Raw genomic sequence first — 18,432 nt, 5'->3', positions numbered from 1 at the left:
GCGGCAGGCGAGGCGCTGGCCGCGCTGCATGCGGTGCCGCCGCCGCCGGGCCTGCCGGCCTGGGACGGCGCGGCGATGGCCCGGGCGGCGGCGGGCACCTTCCTGGACTGGTGGTGGCCCGCGGCGCTGGGCGAGGCGCCCTCCGAGGCGCAGCGCGAGGGGTTCCGGCGCGCCGTTTGCGACACGATCGATCCTTTCGCCGGCACGCGCGGCATCGTGCACCGCGACTATTTTCCGGCGAACCTGACCACGGTGCCGGGGCGGGAGGGCGTGCGCGCCGTGGGCATCCTGGATTTCCAGGACGCGGCGCTGGGCCACCCGGCCTATGACCTGCTGAGCCTGGTGGAGGACGCCCGGCGCGACGTGGCGCCGGAGGCCCGCGTGGCCGCCATCGCCGCCTATCGCCGGGTGCGGGACGTGCCGGACCTGGAGGCTGCCATGGCCGCCCATGGCGCGGTGCGGCACCTGCGCGTCGCCGCGCTCTGGGTACGGCTGGCGCGCCGCGACGGCAAGCCGCGCTACCTCGCCCATGGGCCGCGTTGCTGGCGGCTGCTGGCGGCGTCGCTGGCGCAACCGGCGGCCCGGCCGCTCGCTTCCTTCCTGGATGCGCATGTGCCATTGGCGAAGCGGATGAACCCGCCCCCGAGGGGCTCGTGAAGGGATTGGCCGCGTGAGCGAACCGAACGACGCCTCCGCAACCCGTCCGGCCGCCCCGGCCCCCCAGAAGGCAGCCCCGCAGGAGCCTCCCCTGCCAAACCTCACCCTGCCGGCGCCGGGTGTCAGCCCGCGCACCGGGATGGTGCTGGCCGCCGGCCTTGGCACGCGGATGCGGCCGCTGACGGAGACCACGCCGAAGCCGCTGCTGCGGCTGCAGGGGGAAAGCCTGCTGGACCATATCCTCGACCAGCTGGACGCGGCCGGGATCGGGCGCGTGGTGGTGAACGCGCACCATCTGGCGCCGCAGGTCGAGGCCGCCTGCGCCACCCGGAACAGGCCCGCCTGCGAGGTGATCGTGGAGCCGGAGCTGCTGGAGACCGGCGGCGGCATCCGCAACGCCCTGCCGAAGCTGGGGCCCGATCCCTTCGTGGCGGTGAACGGGGATTCCTACTGGCTGAACGGGCCGGTCCCGGCGCTGCGGCGGCTCTTCGCGGCCTTCGATCCGGAGGCCATGGACGTGCTGCTGCTGGTCGCGCGCGCCGCCACGGTGGAGGGCGATGTCGGGCGCGGCGATTTCGCGCTGGACCCGCTGGGGCGCATCCGACGGCCGAAGGAGCGGGAGGTGGTGCCCTATACCTATGCCGGGGTGCAGGTGCTGCACCCCCGCCTCTTCGATGGCGCGCCGGAAGGGGCCTGGTCCATGAACCGCCTCTACGACAAGGCGATCGCGGCGGGGCGCGCCTTCGCCCTGGTGCATGACGGGGTGTGGTTCCATCTCTCCACCCCCGAAGACCTGGAACAGGCCGAACATCGCCTCCAACGCGGGCTGGTACGCTTCTTCTGAGGGCACGTGTCCGCCGGCCGGGCGGTGGCCCGGCCAATGTGAGCGGGGACGGGGATTGATCGCCGCGCGGTGGCAGGGGAAGACTAGCGCCGCCGCACGGACCCCAAGGTGCCCATGAGCCTTCCTCCCTTCTCCCGCCGTTCCCTGCTGCTGGCGGGAGCCGCCACGGTGGCCGCCCCGGCGGCGATCGCTCCCGGGGCCGGGGCCCTGGCTCAGACCAGTGCCGGCACCACCGGCACGGTGACGGAGCCGACGCGGATCAGGCTGCGCCTGCTGGAAACCACCGACCTGCATGTGAACGTCTATCCCTATGACTACTACCGGGACCGGACGGACGACACGGTGGGCCTGGCCAAGACGGCGACGCTGATCGCGGCGGCCCGGGCCGAGGCGAGGAACAGCCTGCTCTTCGACAATGGCGACGTGATCCAGGGCAGCCCGATGGGCGACTACATGGCCTATAGCCACGGGCTGAAGCCGGGGCAGGTGCATCCGATCATCGCCGCGATGAACAGGCTGGACTATCTCTGCGGCACGCTGGGCAACCACGAGTTCAACTACGGGCTGGACTATCTGGGCACCTCGCTGGCGGGGCAGAACTTTCCCAGCGTCTGCGCCAACGTGTTCAAGGCCGATGGTTCGCCGCTGGTCGCCCCCACCCGCGTCTTCGAGCGCGAGATGGTGGACGAGAAGGGGGGGCGGCGCCTGCTGCGGATCGGCGTGATCGGCTTCGTGCCGCCGCAGATCACGCAATGGGACAAGGCCAACCTCGACGGCAAGGCGACCACGCTCGACATCGTGGACGCGGCGGTGCGCTACGTGCCGGAGCTGCGGCGGCAATGCGACCTGCTGGTGGCGCTGTGCCATTCCGGCATCGCCGGCGGCGACCACCAGAAGGGCGACGAGAACGCGGCGCTGCACCTGGCGAAGGTGCCGGGCATCGACGCGATCCTCACCGGACACCAGCACCTCGTCTTCCCCGGCAAGGACTTCGCCAACATCGACGGCGTGGATGCCGCGCGCGGCACGCTGCACGGCGTGCCGGCGGTGATGGCGGGCTTCTGGGGCAGCCATCTGGGCGTGATCGACCTGGAGCTCGAAGGGCGGAACGGCGTCTGGAAGGTGGCGGACTTCAAGGTCGAGGCGCGGCCGATCTACGAGCGCAAGCCGGACCGCAGCATCGTGGCCCTGACCACGGCGGCGCCCGTGGTGCTGGAGGCGGCGAAGGCGGAGCACGAGGCGACACTCGCCTATGTGCGCCAGCCGGTGGGCGAGACCAAGGCGCCGATCAACAGCTACTGGGCGCTGGTGGCCGACGATCCCTCGGTGCAGATCGTGAGCAACGCGCAGACCTGGTACATCCGCGGTATCGCCGCCGGGTCGGGGCTGGACAAGCTGCCGCTGCTCTCCGCCGCGGCGCCCTTCAAGGCGGGCGGGCGCTCGGGGCCGGACTACTACACCGACGTGAAGCCGGGGCCGCTCGCCATCAAGGACATGGCGGATATCTACCTCTATCCGAACACCGTGCGCGTGGTGAAGGTCACCGGCGCGCAGGTGCGGGAATGGCTGGAGCGTTCGGCGGGCATCTTCAACCGGATCGACCCGTCCTCGACGGCCGAGCAGGAGCTGATCAACGCGAAGTTCCCATCCTACAACTTCGATGTGATCGACGGCGTGACCTATCGCATCGATGTGACGCAGGAATCACGCTACGACAACGACGGGAAGCTGGTGGCGCCCGGCGCGCACCGCATCCGGGACCTGCGCTTCGACGGCCAGCCGGTGGACGAGACGGCCGAGTTCCTGGTCGCCACCAACAACTATCGCGCCGGGGGCGGCGGAAACTTCCCCGGGGCGGACGGCAAGACCATCGTGCTCGACGCGCCGGACCTGAACCGCGACGTGATCGTGCGCTATATCGTCGAGCAGAAGAGCGTGGACCCGAAAGCCGACGGCAACTGGTCCATCGTGCCGCTGCCGGCGAATGCCGTGGTCTCCTACGTCACCTCCCCGGCGGCGGCCAAGGTCGCGCTGCCGGCGGGGCTGAAGGCGGAGCCGCTGGGCGATGCACCGGGCGGCTTCGCGAAGTTCCGGGTCTCCTTCGGCTGAGCGCCCTTTCGCCTGGACGCGGCGGCCCGGACGCGGTGCCCGCCGCCACCGCGGGGACGGGGGGCGCCCGGCCCTCGCGCCCCGGCCATGTCCTGTTTCCCATGAACCCGCCCGAACGAGCGAGGACCCTGCCCATGCGACGCCTGCTGCTGAGCGCGCTCTGCGCCCTTCCTGTGATGGCCGCGCTTCCCGTGCTGGCGCTGGCCGAGGAGATCAAGCCCGCCATCGTCTTCGACATGGGCGGCAAGTTCGACAAGTCGTTCAATGAATCCGTCCATAACGGCGCCCAGGCCTTCACCAAGGAGACGGGCATCGAGGTGCGGGAGTTCGAGCCGCAGAACGACACGCAGCGGGAGCAGGCGCTGCGCAACCTGGCGCGCCGCGGCCAGACGCCGATCGTGGCGGTGGGCTTCAACCAGGCGAGCGCGCTCAAGACCGTCTCGGCCGAGTTCCCGAAGCTGCATTTCGTGATCCTCGACACGGTGGTCGAGGCGCCGAACGTGCAGTCGATCGTCTTCCGCGAGGAGCAGGGTTCCTACCTCGCCGGCATGCTGGCGGCGCTGCGCTCGGGCACCGGCAAGGTCGGCTTCGTCGGCGGCATGGACGTGCCGCTGATCCGGAAGTTCGCCTGCGGCTATGGGCAGGGCGCCCGGGCGGCGAACCCGAAGGCCGAGGTGTTCCAGAACATGACCGGCTCCACGCCCACCGCCTGGAACGACCCGGTGCGCGGCGCGGAGCTCACGCGCTCGCAGATCGAGCGCGGCGCGGACGTGATCTTTCAGGCCGCCGGCGCCACCGGCCTCGGCGTGCTGCAGGCCGCCGCGGATGCGGGCAAGTACGGCATCGGCGTGGATTCCAACCAGAACCACCTGCATCCGGGCCATGTGCTGACCAGCATGGTCAAGCGCCTCGACGTCGCGGTGCAGAAGGCCTTTCAGGAGGCGCGTGAGGGCCGCTTCAAGCCCGGCACGCGCGTGCTGGGGCTGGAGGATGACGGCATCTCGCTCGCCTTCGACGACAACAACGCGAAGATCGTCACCGCCGAGATGCGCGCGAAGGTGGACCAGGCGCGGCAGGACATCGTGGCCGGCAAGATCAAGGTCCATGACTACATGACCGACAATTCGTGCCCGAACTGAGCGGGGACCGCCCCGGGACGATGGCCGGGGCCGCGCCCGGGAGAGTCTCCGGGGGAATTTCCAGGAGAATTCCTGGGGCGCCCGCCATCGAGCTGGTGGCGATCAGCAAGCGCTTTGGCGCGGTGCAGGCGAACCGGGCGGTGGACCTCACTGTCCACCGCGGCGAGATCCACGGCATCATCGGCGAGAACGGGGCCGGGAAATCGACGCTGATGTCGATCCTGAACGGCTTCTACACCGCCGATTCCGGCCACATCCTGGTCGGCGGGCGGGAGGTGCGGATCGCCACCAGCGCCGATGCCATCGCCCTCGGCATCGAGATGGTGCACCAGCACTTCATGCTGGTGGAGAGCTTCACCGTGCTGGAGAACGTCATGCTCGGCGCCGAGGGCGGCGCCCTGCTGGCGAAGGGTCGGGCCAGGGCGCGGGCGGAGCTGGGGCGGCTCGCCACGGAATACGGGCTCTCGGTCGATCCGGACGCGCTGGTCGGCGATCTGCCGGTGGGGGCGCAGCAGCGGGTGGAGATCCTCAAGGCGCTGTACCGTGGCGCCGAGGTGCTGATCCTCGACGAGCCGACCGGCGTGCTGACGCCGCAGGAGGCGGACGACCTGTTCCGCGTGCTCCGTGCGCTGCGGAGCCAGGGCAAGACGGTGCTGCTGATCACCCACAAGCTGCGCGAGATCATGGCGGTCACCGACCGCGTCTCGGTGATGCGGGCTGGGGAGATGGTGGCGCACCGGACCACGGCAGAGACCTCGGTGGAGGAGCTGGGCGAGCTGATGATCGGGCGCCGGCTGCGGCGCGACCGTTCCAAGCCGCCGGCGCGGCCGGGGCCGCTGCTGCTGGAGGTCGAGGGGCTGGGCCTGCGCGATGCCGCCGGGGTGGAGCGCCTCGCCGATGTCAGCTTCGCCCTGCGTGGCGGCGAGATCCTCGGCGTCGCGGGGGTGGCGGGCAACGGGCAGAGCGAGCTGCTGGAGGTGCTGGCCGGGATGCGTGTGCCGGGCTCGGGGCGCATTCGGCTGCGGGGAAAGGACATCTTTCCCGGCGCGATGCCCGGCCCGGCGGAGATGCGCCGCCGCCGCGTGGCGCATGTGCCGGAGGACCGGCTGAAGACCGGGCTGGTGCGCAGCTTTCCGGCGATGGATTCCGCGATCCTGGGCTATGAGCACGATCCCGCCTGGCGCCGCGCCGGGCTGCTGGACCCGGCGCGGATCGAGGCCCATGCGGAGCGGCTGATGCGCGAGCACGACGTGCGGCCGGTGGCGCCGCGGCTGCGTTCCGCGCTCTTTTCCGGCGGCAACCAGCAGAAGCTGATCATGGGGCGCGAGATCGGGCGCGACCCGGAGCTGATCCTGGTCGGGCAGCCGACGCGCGGGGTGGATATCGGCGGCATCGACGCGATCCACGCGCGGCTGCTGGCGGCGCGGGCGGCGGGCAAGGCGGTGCTGCTGGTCTCGGTGGAGCTGGACGAGGTCCTGCGCCTGTCGGACCGCATCCTGGTGATGTGCGGCGGGCGGGTGATGGGCGAGCTGCCGGCGGCGGAAGCCGACGAGGCGGTGCTCGGCCTGATGATGGCGGGCGCCGCGCGCGGGGACGGTGCGCGGGGCATGGGGACCGGAGGAACGGCATGAGCGGAGGCACGGCGGCGGAACTGCCGCGCTGGGCGGATCTGGTGCTGCTGCCGCTGGTGAACCTGTTCCTGGCGCTGCTGGTGACGGCGGGGGTGATCCTGGCGGTGGGGCAGCCACCGCTGGAGGCGCTGCGGGCGCTGGTGCTGGGCAGCCTCGGCTCCTTCGACGCGCTGGGCTACACGCTCTACTACACGACCGACATGGTCTTCGCCGGGCTGGCGGTGGCGCTGGCCTTCCAGTGCGGGCTGTTCAACATCGGGGGCGAGGGGCAGGCCTATATCGCCGGGCTGGGCGTGTCGCTGGCGGCGCTGAACCTGGAATTCCTGCCCGCGCCGCTGCTGGTCCCCGTGGCGATCCTGGCGGGCGCGGCCTTCGGGGGCGCCTGGGGCGCGGTGCCGGGCTGGCTGCAGGCCTATCGCGGCAGCCACATCGTCATCACCACCATCATGTTCAACTTCCTGGCCGCCTCGCTGATGGTCTACCTGATCGTGGACGTGCTGATCGCGCCTGGTTCCATGGCGCCGGAAACGCGCGAGTTCACCCAGGCGGCCTGGCTTCCCAAGCTGGGCTTCCTCGGCTTCTCGCCCCACGTGCCGGTGAACCTCGCCCTGCCGCTGGCGGCGCTCTGCGCGCTGGCGGTCTGGCTGCTGGTCTGGCGCACCCCCTGGGGCTACGGCGTGCGGGTCTCGGGCGTCAGCCCCGCCGTGGCCGCCTATGCGGGCATCGATGCCCGGCGGCAGATCGTGCTGGTCATGGCGCTGTCCGGCGCGCTGGCCTCGGGCGTCGCGGTGAACGAGCTGCTGGGGGCGCAGCACAAGCTGCTGATCGGCTTCACCGGCGGCTACGGCTTCACCGGCATCGCGGTGGCGCTGATGGGACGCAACCATCCCTTCGGCGTGGTGCTGGCGGCGCTGCTCTTCGGCGCGCTGACCCAGGGCGGGGCGGAACTGGCCTTCGAGATGCCGGAGGTGCCGGCGCAGATGGTGATCATGATCCAGGGCCTCGTGATCCTCTTCACCGGGGCGCTGGGCAACCTGTTCCGCCCGGCCCTGGCGCGTCTGCTGGCGCCGCGCGCGGCCCTTCCGGCGGAGCGCGCCTGATGGGGGAGCTCTGATGGAGGAGCTGGTCCTCCCCATGCTGGCGGCGACGCTGCGCACCGCGGCGCCGCTGATCCTGGCCGCGCTGGCGGGGCTGTTCACCGAACGCTCGGGCATCGTGGATGTCGGGCTGGAGGGCAAGATGCTGGTCGGCGCCTTCGCCGCCGCCGCCACGGCGGCGGTGACGGGCGACGTGCTGCTGGGCCTGCTGGTGGCCATGGCGGCCTCGCTGGCGCTGGGGCTGGTGCATGGCTGGGCCTGCATCACCCTGCGCGGCAACCAGGTGGTCTCCGGCATGGCGATCAACATCCTGGCCTCGGGGCTGACGGCGGTGCTGGCGCTGGCATGGTTCCGGCAGGGCGGGCAGACGCCGCCGCTGCCGGCCTCGGGACGCTTCCTGGGCATCGCCCTGCCGGGGGCGGCGGCGCTGGCGGATGTGCCGGTGCTGGGGCGATTCTATGCCGTGGTGGTCAGCGGGCAGACCCTGCCGACCTATCTCGCCCTGCTGCTGGTGCCGCTTTCCGCCTGGGTGCTGGGGCGGACGCGCTTCGGGCTGCGGCTGCGCGCGGCGGGGGAGAACCCGGCGGCGGTGGACACGGCGGGGATCTCGGTGTCCGGGCTGCGCTATGCCGGGGTGGTCATCGCGGCGCTGCTCTGCGGCATCGCCGGGGCGACGATCGCCACCGCGCAGGGGGCGGGCTTCGTGCGCGACATGGTGGCGGGGCGGGGCTTCATCGCGCTCGCGGCGCTGATCCTGGGCAAGTGGCGGCCGTGGCCGATCCTGCTCACCTGCCTGGGCTTCGGTCTGCTGGATGCGGTGGCGATCCGCCTCCAGGGCGTGCCGGTGCCGCTGATCGGCAGTTTCCCGGTGCAGGCGGTGCAGGCGCTTCCCTATCTGCTGACGGTGATCCTGCTGGCCGGCTTCGTCGGGCGTTCCGTGCCCCCGAAGGCGAGCGGGACGCCCTATGTGAAGGAACGCTGAGCATGTCCGGTCCCGATGATCTGGTATCGGCGGCGCTGGCGGCGCGGGGGCGGGCCTATGCGCCCTATTCCCGCTTCCAGGTCGGCGCCGCGCTGCGGACGGAGGACGGCGCCGTCTTCGCCGGCTGCAATGTCGAGAACGCCGCCTTCCCCGAGGGCACCTGCGCTGAGGCCGGGGCGATCGCCGCCATGGTGATGGGCGATGGCAGCCGGCGCATCGCCGAGGTGGTGGTGGCCGCCGAGGCGAAGGAGCCCTGCACCCCCTGCGGCGGCTGCCGGCAGAAGCTGCGGGAATTCGGCACGGCGGAGACCACCGTGCGGATGGTGGATGCGGCGGGGAAGACCGTGCTGCTGCGGCGCCTAGGCGAGTTGCTGCCGGACAGTTTCGGGCCCGGGAGCTTCATGGGGTGAGCGGGCCTCCCTTTGGGCCCGGCTCGGCGATGCTCAGCCAGGGCCAGCGGGCGCGGTAGGATTCCGCCTTGCGCCGGAACAGGTCGTGCCGGTTCCCGCTCAGCGGGTTCATGCGCAGGATGCCGGCCTCCAGGTCGCCGAAGCCGTCGGGGGCGTGGACCGCGCCCGTGGCGGCCTCGATGCCGATGCAGGTGCAGGCGACGAGGTAGCGGCCGATCCCGTCGCGGGCCGAGGTCAGGCGGGGATAGGGCGAGCCGAAGCGCTGCTCGTACCAGAGATGCACGCGGGCCTGGTTCTTCACCTCGATCACCGCGCCCATCCCGTCGCGCAGGTCGCGCGTGGCTTCCGCGACGCGCCGGATCACGGTGTCCTCGGCCTCCCAGGACAGGTCCCGGTCGTCGAAGTAGAAGACGTCGTAGTCCTTGACGCCCTGGCCGGCGGGCTGGCCGGAGCGATGGTTCCAGACGGCCTGGAACAGGCAGCCCGCCGTCAGGAAGCCCTGTGGCAGGCCCAGCGCCGGCAGGCGCTCCAGCAGCGCGGCGTTGACCGGGTTGGTCGAGATTCGGGCCAGGAAGGATCCGGCGGAAGCGTCCGCAGAGGGAGCGGAGAAAAACCGGGGCGATACCGGTCCAGCATGAGGCGAGTCTCTCCCCGGGGACAGGACTGGCGGCCGATCTGGCGGAAGAGGGCCGCGACGGACGGAAATGGCGTCCCTGCACTATGGTATATCCGGGCGATGGCCGGGGATCATGCCGCGCCGTGTATCTCCGCCCGAGGATTCGCCATGCGCATCTTCTCCGCTTGTCTGGCCCTGGAAACCAACACCTTCTCGCCGATGCCGACGAGCTACCGGAACTTCCTGGACCAGCAGGCCTGGCAGCCTGGCGAGCATCCGGCTGAGCCGACCATGCAGACGGCCGCCTTCTGGGTGACCCGTCGCCGTGCGGCGGCCGACGGGTACGAATTCATCCCTGGTTCCTGCTTCTGGGCCATGCCAGGCGGGATGGCCGGCCGCAGCGCCTATGAGCGGATGCGTGAGGAGATCCTGGCGCAGCTTCGTGCAGCGCTGCCCGTCGATGCCGTGGTGCTCGGCCTGCACGGCGCGATGGTGGCGCAGAACTATGACGACTGCGAAGCCGACCTGCTGGAGCATGTCCGCCGCATGGTCGGTCCGGAGGCGGTGATCGGCGTCGAGCTCGACCCGCATTGCCACCTCACCGTCCGGCGCTGCGAGATCGCGGACATCATCGTCCTGTACAAGGAGTACCCGCACACCGATTTCGTCGAGCGTGGCGAGGAACTGCTCGACCTGGTCCTGGCGACCCTGCGCGGGCAGATCCGCCCGGTGATGTCGCTCTGGGACTGCCGGCTGATCGCCTCCTTTCCCACCACCGAACAGCCGATGCGCGGGCTGGTCGACCGCGCGATGGCGCTGGAAGGCCGGGCGGGCGTGCTTTCCATTTCGCTGGGCCATGGCTTCCCTTCGGGCGACGTGCCGGAGAGCGGCGCGCGGGTGCTGGTCGTCACGGATGATGCCAAGCCTGTGGGCGACCGCCTGGCCCGCGAGTTCGGCGAGGCCATGGCCGCGATTCATGCCCACCCCGCGAAGCGCTTCCTGGAGCCGGCGGAAGCGGTCGCCGAGGGGCTGCGGCTTGCCGCGACGGCGGAAGCGCCCGTGACCATTGCCGATACCTCGGACAATGCCGGCGGCGGTGCTCCGTCGGACAACACCACATTCCTGCGCCTGCTGACCGAGGGTGGCATCGCTGGTGCCTCGGTCGGACCGATCTGGGATCCGCTTGCGGTCCGCCTGGCCTTCGACGCCGGGCCCGGCGCGAGGATGCGCCTGCGGATCGGAGGCAAGGCCTGCTGGGCCTCGGGGCAGCCGCTGGATGCGGAGGTGGAGGTCCTGTCCTGCGTTCCCGAGGCATATCAGAGCTTTGCCGGCGGGCCGGTCGATCTCGGGGATGCCGTCGGGATACGCACCGCGACAGGGGTTGGTGCCGTGCTGACGTCCCGGCGCCGCCAGGCGATGGGCCATGACCTTTTCTCGAACATGGGAATCGACCCGCTCGGCGAGCGGCTGCTGGTGGTGAAGTCCAACCAGCATTTCCATGCGTCCTTCGCGCCGATCTCAGCCACGGTGCTCTACGCGACCGGCGACGGGCTCCTGGCCACGGATTACCGCCGCTATCCCTGGTCGAGGGTGGCCCGCCCGATCCGGCCGTTGGATACGGAGGTGGAGGGGCGGCTGCTCCTGTGAACCTCGCACCTCCTCCCGGCCCGCATCGCCGTGGCGCGGGCGGTGCCCGGCGTCAGTTCGTCGTCTGGATCATCTCGCGCACCACCGGATAGATCTCGTTCGCCCAGCGGCGGCCGTTGAAGACGCCGTAATGGCCGACGCCGGTCTGCAGGTGGTGGCGCTTCATCGTCACGGGGATGCCGCTGCACAGGTCCAGCGCCGCCATGGTCTGGCCGATGCCGCAGATGTCGTCGTTCTCGCCTTCCACGGTCAACAGGGCGGTGCGGCGGATCGCCTCCGGCCGCACCTTCCTGCCGCGCCACTGCATGGTGCCGCGCGGCAGCTCGTTCTCCTGGAAGGCGGAACGGACGGTCTGCAGGTAGAATTCGGCGGTGAGGTCCATCACCGCGAAATACTCCTCGTAGAAGCGCCTGTGCGCCTCGGTCGCGGCCAGCGCCCCGGCGGCGATGTTCTCGTACTGCGTGGCGAAGGCGCGGGCGTGCCGGTGCAGGTTCATCGACATGAAGGCGCTGAGCTGGGTCGTGCCGGGATAGACGCGCCGCCCATGCCCGGCGAAGCGCCAGGGCACGGTGTCGATCAGGCTGCGCTCGAACCACTCGATCGGCCTGGACTGGGCGAGGCGGTTGACCCCGGTGGGATTCCGCCGCGTGTCGATCGGCCCGGCCATCAGCGTCATGGAGCGCGGCTGGTGCCGGTTGCGGGCCTGCGCCATGACCGCGACGGCGGCCAGCACCGGCACCGCCGGCTGGCAGACGGCCAGGACATGGGTGGGCGCACGCTCCTCGCCGCCCATCTCCTCCAGGAAGCGGATGATATGTTCGATGCAATCGTCGAGGTCGAAGCGCCCGGCTTCCAGCGGCACGTCGCGGGCATTGGCCCAGTCGGTGATGTAGACGTCGTGGTCCTGCAGCAACACCTGCACCGTGCCGCGCAGCAGGGTGGCGAAATGCCCAGACATCGGCGCCACCACCAGCACGCGCGGCTGCGGCAGGTCGCTGTCCTTGCGGAGATGCAGCAGCCGGCCGAAGGGGGTGGCGAAGACCTCCTCCTCTTCGATCGCCACCAGGGCATTGCCGGCCCGGACGGGAGCGAGGTGGAAGGCCGGGCGCTTGTGGGTGACGCGGAGCTCGGACAGGACCTCCAGCGCCGCCGAGGCGCGGCGAAGCAGGGGTGCCCCCGGCTGCAGCGGATGCAGCGGGCGCAGCAGCGGCGCCAGCCCATGGGCGAGGCCCTGCCAAGGGGCAAGGAGATCGGTCCCGAACTGGTAGAGCGCGTAGTTCATGGGTCCGATCGGTCTCCGCGCTGGACCATGGGCCGGGCCGGGGCAGGCTGCACCCGCCGGAAGGGTTTGCTGCGACGCAGCATATAGCAGCCGCACCGGAACGCCCAGGCGAAACGCATCCCGGCGGAACGGAACGCGGGGCGGGGCCGGTTGCGGCCGGTGCTGTCGGCCCTGGGAAGCGCGCGATTCCCTGGCGGTGCCGAAGTGCCTAAGCTGTGTGGTGTCGGATTCAGGACCGGAGGCCGGGTGCCATGGCGGATGCCAGATTGCTGATCAGCAGTCGCAACTATTCCTCCTGGTCGCTGCGCGGCTGGCTACTCTGCCGCCTGGCGGGGCTGGAGGTCGAGGTTTCCGTTGCGGCGGCGGACGATCCTGTGGCCCGGGCGGAACTGCTGATGCGCTCCTCCTCCATCCTGCTGCCCTGCCTGATCCATGGCGAGGTCACGGTCTGGGACACGCTGGCCATCGCCGAATACCTGAACGAGACCTTCCCCAAGGCTGGTCTGCTGCCGGAGAACCGGGCGGCGCGGGCACGCAGCCGCTCGATCTCGGGGGAGATGCATTCCGGCTTCTCGGCGCTGCGCTCCTCGCTGCCGATGAACCTGCGGGCGCATGTGCCGGACTTCACACTGTGGTCGGGGCCGAAGGCCGATATCGATCGAATCCTGACGATCTGGAACGAGTGCCTGGAAAAATGGGGCGGGCCCTGGCTCTTCGGCGCTCGGCCCGGAATCGCCGATGCCATGTACGCGCCGGTGGTGACACGCTTCCTGACCTATGGCGTCCGCCTGGACGGCGCCGCGGCTCGCTATGCCGACACCATCATGTCCTGGCCGGACATGGCCGAGTGGGTCGCCGCCGCGAAGGCCGAGCCCGAGCATGTCACGGAGCTGGACCTGGAAGCCGAGTTCTGAACCAACCGGGGCCAAGGCGGGGCGTATGTCCCGTCTGGCACCGCCCTGTCCCCGGCGGCCCGCCACGAAGCGCGATGCGGCCCGGGAAGGCCGGCACCCGTATCAGGTCCCGGCGGCACCCATCCTGGCGAGCAGGGCGCGGACCCGGTCGGGCGGCAGCGAGACCACGACCGGCCGCGGGCCATTGAGCCGGAAGCGCAGCGGCTGGTTCACCGCCGCGGCCGCCCGCAGGTCCACCTCCGGGATGAAGCTGGCCACGGTTTCCGTGTAGAGGCAGCTCCGCCCCGAGGGGCCCTGGCCGCAGCGCAGCGTGTGGTCGATCTCCCGGATCGGGGCGGGGGGATGGTTGGCGATGCTGATGCTGTCGAAGCGCTGTCGCCCCGGGCCGGCATAGGTCACCTCCACCGTGGCGCGGAAGACCCTTTCCCGTGCGTCCTGCCTCGCCCGCCCGGCGCCCAGCGCGGTCAGGACGCGGGGCAGGGGTGGGCCGTCCGGGTATTCCTCGATCCTGGGAGTGACGCTGTAGACCAGGAAGGGCTGGCCCGGCTCGTCCGTGACCTGCACCGAGACCGGCTCCTGCGGCGGCAAGGGCTGGCCCGGCACGATCGGCGGCTGCGGCGTGGCGCAGGCGGCCAGCAGCAGGGCCAGGCCAAGCGGTGCGGATGCCGGGAAGACGCGGGTGCGGGGGGCCATCCAGGATCAATGGCACCGGTGCAGGGCTCGCGGCAAGGCGGCTCGCGGCCACCGGGTCCGGGACGGGGCGGAGTGCCCTTCCGTCGGGGCGGCACCCAGAGGGGGAAGGCGGCGGCCTGCACCGAGGGAGGACCGATCCCCTGGACGCCGGGCGGCGCCCGCGCGACAGAAGGGCGGGACAGCCGAGGGAGAATGCGGGATGAGGGCCTATCTGGCCGGGCCGGACGTGTTCCTGCCGAAGGCGCGTGAGCATGCGCGCCGCAAGACCGAGATCTGCGCCCGCTATGGCATCGCCGGGCGCCCGCCGCTGAACGAGGATGCGGAAGGGCTGGCGGCCGAGACAACCTGGCTCGGCATCTATCGCAAGGATGTGGCGATGATGGAGGAATGCGACATCGTGATCGCGAACCTCACGCCCTTCCGCGGTCCTTCCGCCGATTCGGGCACGCTGGTGGAGATCGGCTGGTTCCTGGGGCGCGGCAAACCGATCTTCGGCTATTCGAACAGCGCCAGCCTGTTCGAGACGCGCAGCCGCACACAGGTCGCGGCGCTGCCGGACCCGCTGGAGGGCATCACCATCGAGGGCTTCGGGGCGCCCGACAACCTGATGATCCCTGGCGCGGTGCTGGATGGCGGTGGGCTGCCGATGGTGCTGCCGCCGGATGGACGGGACCGGGCCTTCGATGCGCTGGACGTGTTCGAACTCTGCGTGGCGCAGGCGTCGGAGAAGCTGGGCCTGCGGCGAGGCTAGTCTGGGCGCCTGGGGCGCTGTGGTCCCCCCGGGGCGAGGACGGGGCGTGGGCCAGCTTCCCCCGCTCCATGCCGCCCCGCGGCGATCCGCCCTAATGGTCGCGGCCGCGTCCGGTCTTGGCCTGCAAGGCATCGATCCGCTTCGAGGCGTCCGCCTTGCTGAGCTTCGGGTCGAACTCCTCGCCGGCCTCCTCGCTCAGCGTCTTGAGATAGCTCGCCTGGGCGCCGGTCATCGCCTCGTCGCCGGTGGTCCAGTTGTCCGGATCCTTTACCGTGTTGGAGCCGGGATCGGGATCCGTCTTGGGATTCTCCGCCGTTTCCTGGGCCGCATTTTGGGCGGCTCCGGCGTGTGGACCGTGCTTCTGAGCCATGGATCTGGCATCCTCGTGTTGATTGTTCTCCAAACGTTCGTGTCCGGTCCGGGTTTCGCCGCCTCACCAGGGCACCACCCCGATGCGGAACACCCGACGAGGAATGAAGGAAGAGCCCATGAACAGCCCTGTGGACGGCGAGGCGGGGAACCAGGGCGTGGCCGGGCCACTGGCCGGCCGCCGCGTCGCGGTGCCCGAAACGCGCGAGCTGGAGACCATGTCCCGGATGCTGGAGCGCCAGGGCGCCTCGGTGCTGCGCTGCCCGCTGGTCGCCATCCTCGACCTGGAGGACACGGCGCCTGCCGAGGCCTGGCTGCGGCGCTTCATCGACACGCCGCCGGACGACCTGATCCTGCTGACCGGAGAGGGACTGTCGCGCCTGCTGGGCGTGGCGGAACGGTCCGGGCTGACGGAGGGCTTCCGTGCCGCGCTGCCCGGGGTGCGCCGCATCGTGCGCGGGCCGAAGCCGACGGCCCGTCTGCGAAGCCTGGGCCTGGGGCCCGACATCTCCGCGGCCACGCCCACCACGGCCGGGGTGATCGCCGCGCTGGAGCCTCTGCCGCTGGAGGGGCGGCGCATGGCGGTGCAGCTCTATCCCGACAATCCCAACGAGGCGCTGCTGGGCTTCCTGCGTGACCGCGGCGCCCGGCCCGATCCGGTCGTGCCCTATGCCTATGCCTCGAAGGAGGATGACGGGCGTGTCCTGGCGGTGATCCGCGAGATGGCGGCGGGGGCGGTGGACCTGATCGCCTTCACCTCCTCCCCCCAGGTGCGGCGCCTGCGCGAGGTGGCGAAGGCCAGCGGCGAGGAAGCGCTGCTGGCCGAGGCCCTGGCCCGCACCCGCATCGCCGCCGTGGGCCCGCTGGTGGCGCGGGCGGTGGAAGAGGCTGGCGGCCATGTCGCCATGCAGCCGGGCGAGAACTTCCACCTCAAGCCGATGGTGGGCGAGATCGTCGCGGCGATCGGCTGATCCGGAGGGACGGCTGCCCCTGGGCACCGCGGCCGGTGCCTCCCGTTCCGGCGTTGCGCTGTCCCCGGGGGCAAGGCTCCGCCTTTCCCCCGGACCCCCTATCCGCCAGGACCCTGAGGGTCCTGGACCTCCCGTTCGCTGGTGCTCGCTGATGCCGGATCGCGCCGGAGAGCATGGCTTTCCGGCGGGCAGCCACCCAAGCGCAATGCCCGAAGCCCTGGCACCCACCGGCCGGTGTCGCGCGTGGAGGTGGCCAGGACCGTCGCCCAGGGGATTTGCGGAGCGGATGGGAGGGGCTTCAATGCCGTGCATGAGCCAGACCGCGCACCGCCTCGACCGAGTCCTCGGCAGCCTGCCCGACCGCTATGCCGGTCCTGGGGGCGCGGTGGCGGTGCTGCGGGACGGACGGGTGGTGGCGAGCCGCTGCTGGGGCTGGGCGGATGCCGAAAAGCGCCTGCCCTTCACGGAGCGGACACCCTTTCTGGTCTGTTCCATCACCAAGCAGTTCACCTGCGCCCTGCTGCTCGACCTCTTTCCCGACCCTTCGGTGCTGGACGAGGAGATCCGTCGGCTGATGCCGGATCTGGCGGGGGAAGCGCCCGGCATCCTCGATCTCTGCCACAACCAGTCGGGGCTGCGGGACTACTGGGCCCAGGCGATGCTCTGCGGCGCGCCGGTGGAGGGGCATTTCGGCCCGGAGGAGGCGCGCTGGCTGATCGGGCGGACGCGGAGCCTGCATTTCAGGCCGGGCACGCGCTTCTCCTACGTCAACCAGAACTTCCGCCTCCTGTCCGAGATCATCGAGCGCCGCACGGGGCGGGGTTTCGCCGCGCTGCTGCGCGAACGCATCCTCGACCGCGCAGGCATGCCACGGGCCGGGCTGAACCCGGATACCTCGGCGGTGCGGGACGGCACGGTCGGCTATGAGGGCTCCCTGGCGGGCGGCTTCCGCGTGGCGGAGAACCATATCCACTGGACGGGCGATGCCGGCCTCGCCGCCTCGCTGGAGGACATGATCGGCTGGGAGCGCTTCATCGACGCGACCCGGGACGAGGCGGACGGGCTCTACAACCGGCTTTCCGCGCCGGTCGCCTTCCGCGACGGCAGGACCGCCGCCTATGGTTTCGGCCTGGGGCGTGGCGCGCTGCTGGGGCGCCAGGTCACCGCCCACGGCGGCGGGCTGCGCGGCTGGCGGAGCTTCCGCGCCCATGCGGCGGCGGAACGGGTTTCCGTCGTGGTGCTGTTCAACCACATGGCCGATCCCCGCGCTGCCGCCGCCGAGCTCTTCGGCGCGCTGCTGGACCTGCCCGCCGATCCGGCGGCAGCGCCCGTCGATGCAACCCTGGCCGGCTGCTACCTGGAGCCCGAGACGGGGCTGGCGACGCGGGTGGAGGCGATGCCGGACGGGCGCCTGCGGCTGGGCTTCTCGGGCGGGGCGGAGATCCTTTCGGCCTGCGTGGAAGGCGGTGCCGCCAGTGCCGCGAGCCGCCTGTTCCGCGAGGGCGATGCCGTCATCCTGGAGCGTGCCGGCGATAATCTCCGGACCCGGCTGGAGCCGCGCGGTGGCGAGCCAGGCTCCGGCTTCGAGGGGCGCTTCCGCTGCGAGGAACTGGCGGCGGAGCTGACCATCGCCGCGTCGGGCGGGGCGCTCTACGGCGCCTTTTCCGGACGGCTGGGGGAGGGGATGATGCAGCCGCTGCTGCCCTTCGCCCAGGACATGCTGTTGCTGCCCTGTCCCCGCGCGCTGGACTTCGCCCCGCCCGGCGACTGGACCCTGCGTGCCCTGCGCGATGCCGCTGGCGAGGTCGCGGAGATCCGCGTCGGCTGCTGGCTGGCGCGCGGCCTGCCGTTCCGGCGGATCGCGGCGGGATAGGCTTGGCCTGGCCGGCGGATGGAAGGCGGATCGCGCGCCACGAGGGCCGGATCGGTGGGCGGAGGCATACGAGGGCGGCTCCCAAACGTTGCTCCCGAATGCGGGGCATGTCGCCCCGGTATCCGGAGAAGCCCGATGAGCGATGCACGCAAGCCAGGGGGTAGCGGTGCCGAGGACCCGACCAAGGCTGAGGATTCCAGCCACACGCCCGAGGGAGCGCCGACCGACAAGGCCCATGAGGATGCCGGCGACGGGACACTGGCCGGCTCCACCCCGGCCGGGCTGACGCTGGAACAGCTGCGGGAGCAGGCCCGCAGCGACAAGACGGATGACGGTGGCACCGGCTGACGGCCCGCCCTTACCCCTGCGCCGTCGCGGCGGCCCTGTGCTGTTCCGCGCCGGCCCCTGTCTCTTGATCACATCTACGCACAGCTCCACCGTAAGGCG

The 18,432-nt window shown here is 71.3% G+C and carries 18 protein-coding genes; 14 read left to right on the top strand and 4 right to left on the bottom strand.

Translation table 11 applies throughout. The annotated features are described in order from the left end of the window. From ROTAS13_RS06890 to cdd, 8 genes are all read left to right on the top strand, one after another. Positions 1-657 (top strand): phosphotransferase (locus ROTAS13_RS06890; RefSeq protein WP_171979049.1); only part of this gene is annotated, 657 nt, incomplete at its 5' end. 13 nt (positions 658-670) lie between these two features. After that, the gene (locus ROTAS13_RS06885) at positions 671-1,501 is read left to right on the top strand and encodes a nucleotidyltransferase family protein (protein ID WP_019460234.1); all 831 of its coding nucleotides are present in this window, start codon (positions 671-673) and stop codon (positions 1,499-1,501) included. Between the two features lie 114 nt (positions 1,502-1,615). Then, the gene (locus ROTAS13_RS06880; RefSeq protein WP_075821907.1) at positions 1,616-3,610 is read left to right on the top strand and encodes a bifunctional 2',3'-cyclic-nucleotide 2'-phosphodiesterase/3'-nucleotidase; all 1,995 of its coding nucleotides are present in this window, start codon (positions 1,616-1,618) and stop codon (positions 3,608-3,610) included. A gap of 134 nt (positions 3,611-3,744) precedes the next feature. Then, positions 3,745-4,749, top strand: coding sequence for a BMP family protein (locus ROTAS13_RS06875; RefSeq protein WP_019460236.1), 1,005 nt, complete (start codon positions 3,745-3,747; stop codon positions 4,747-4,749). A 95-nt stretch (positions 4,750-4,844) separates the two neighbouring features. After that, positions 4,845-6,380: an ABC transporter ATP-binding protein gene (locus ROTAS13_RS06870; RefSeq protein ID WP_019460237.1), complete on the top strand. Its 1,536-nt coding sequence runs from the start codon at positions 4,845-4,847 to the stop codon at positions 6,378-6,380. Then, entirely contained in the window at positions 6,377-7,480 is a 1,104-nt protein-coding gene (locus ROTAS13_RS06865) for an ABC transporter permease (protein ID WP_075821906.1), read from the top strand. The genes ROTAS13_RS06870 and ROTAS13_RS06865 overlap by 4 nt, the downstream gene beginning before the upstream one ends. Before the next feature lie 13 nt (positions 7,481-7,493). Further along, positions 7,494-8,459 carry an ABC transporter permease gene (locus ROTAS13_RS06860; protein ID WP_171979048.1) on the top strand — a complete coding sequence of 322 codons (966 nt, stop codon included), beginning with the start codon at positions 7,494-7,496 and terminating at the stop codon, positions 8,457-8,459. A gap of 2 nt (positions 8,460-8,461) precedes the next feature. Continuing rightward, on the top strand, positions 8,462-8,869 hold the full coding sequence (gene cdd / locus ROTAS13_RS06855) for a cytidine deaminase (RefSeq protein WP_019460240.1): 408 nt from the start codon (positions 8,462-8,464) through the stop codon (positions 8,867-8,869). Here the strand turns inward: cdd and ROTAS13_RS06850 are convergent. Continuing rightward, positions 8,859-9,347, bottom strand: coding sequence for a nucleotidyltransferase family protein (locus ROTAS13_RS06850; RefSeq protein ID WP_252572162.1), 489 nt, complete (start codon positions 9,345-9,347; stop codon positions 8,859-8,861). The genes cdd and ROTAS13_RS06850 overlap by 11 nt on opposite strands. A gap of 306 nt (positions 9,348-9,653) precedes the next feature. On the opposite strand from ROTAS13_RS06850, the gene ROTAS13_RS06845 reads away from it, so the two are divergent. Beyond that, entirely contained in the window at positions 9,654-11,132 is a 1,479-nt protein-coding gene (locus tag ROTAS13_RS06845) for a M81 family metallopeptidase (RefSeq protein WP_075821903.1), read from the top strand. Positions 11,133-11,184: 52 nt separating this feature from the next. Here the strand turns inward: ROTAS13_RS06845 and ROTAS13_RS06840 are convergent, their stop codons facing one another. Beyond that, a complete protein-coding gene (locus ROTAS13_RS06840) occupies positions 11,185-12,414 on the bottom strand; it encodes a polyhydroxyalkanoate depolymerase (RefSeq protein WP_075821901.1) in 1,230 nt (409 codons plus the stop codon). Positions 12,415-12,680: 266 nt separating this feature from the next. Between ROTAS13_RS06840 and ROTAS13_RS06835 the strand changes: the two genes are divergently transcribed. Next, complete coding sequence (locus ROTAS13_RS06835) at positions 12,681-13,328, top strand: glutathione S-transferase (RefSeq protein WP_226946017.1); 648 nt, start codon at positions 12,681-12,683, stop codon at positions 13,326-13,328. A gap of 102 nt (positions 13,329-13,430) precedes the next feature. Here ROTAS13_RS06835 and ROTAS13_RS06830 read toward each other — a convergent pair whose 3' ends face one another. Next, entirely contained in the window at positions 13,431-14,021 is a 591-nt protein-coding gene (locus tag ROTAS13_RS06830; RefSeq protein WP_075821899.1) for a hypothetical protein, read from the bottom strand. A 199-nt stretch (positions 14,022-14,220) separates the two neighbouring features. Here ROTAS13_RS06830 and ROTAS13_RS06825 point away from each other — a divergent pair, with 199 nt between their 5' ends. Then, positions 14,221-14,772, top strand: a complete 552-nt coding sequence (locus ROTAS13_RS06825) for a nucleoside 2-deoxyribosyltransferase (protein ID WP_075821898.1) — start codon at positions 14,221-14,223, stop codon at positions 14,770-14,772. Positions 14,773-14,863: 91 nt separating this feature from the next. Here the strand turns inward: ROTAS13_RS06825 and ROTAS13_RS06820 are convergent, their stop codons facing one another. Next, the gene (locus ROTAS13_RS06820) at positions 14,864-15,142 is read right to left on the bottom strand and encodes a DUF3072 domain-containing protein (protein ID WP_075821897.1); all 279 of its coding nucleotides are present in this window, start codon (positions 15,140-15,142) and stop codon (positions 14,864-14,866) included. Between the two features lie 118 nt (positions 15,143-15,260). On the opposite strand from ROTAS13_RS06820, the gene ROTAS13_RS06815 reads away from it, so the two are divergent. From ROTAS13_RS06815 to ROTAS13_RS06805, 3 genes are all read left to right on the top strand, one after another. Next, positions 15,261-16,112, top strand: coding sequence for a uroporphyrinogen-III synthase (locus ROTAS13_RS06815; protein WP_075821908.1), 852 nt, complete (start codon positions 15,261-15,263; stop codon positions 16,110-16,112). 310 nt (positions 16,113-16,422) lie between these two features. Then, positions 16,423-17,985, top strand: coding sequence for a D-aminopeptidase (locus ROTAS13_RS06810; RefSeq protein ID WP_075821896.1), 1,563 nt, complete (start codon positions 16,423-16,425; stop codon positions 17,983-17,985). Positions 17,986-18,120: 135 nt separating this feature from the next. After that, positions 18,121-18,333: a hypothetical protein gene (locus ROTAS13_RS06805; RefSeq protein ID WP_019460250.1), complete on the top strand. Its 213-nt coding sequence runs from the start codon at positions 18,121-18,123 to the stop codon at positions 18,331-18,333. Positions 18,334-18,432 lie beyond the last annotated feature (99 nt).

Source organism: Roseomonas sp. TAS13, from assembly GCF_001950415.1.
In the GTDB taxonomy this organism is placed as follows: Bacteria; Pseudomonadota; Alphaproteobacteria; order Acetobacterales; family Acetobacteraceae; genus Roseomonas; species Roseomonas mucosa.
The sequence above is the reverse complement of the archived record's forward strand: the minus strand, read 5'-3'. Positions and strand labels throughout refer to the sequence as shown.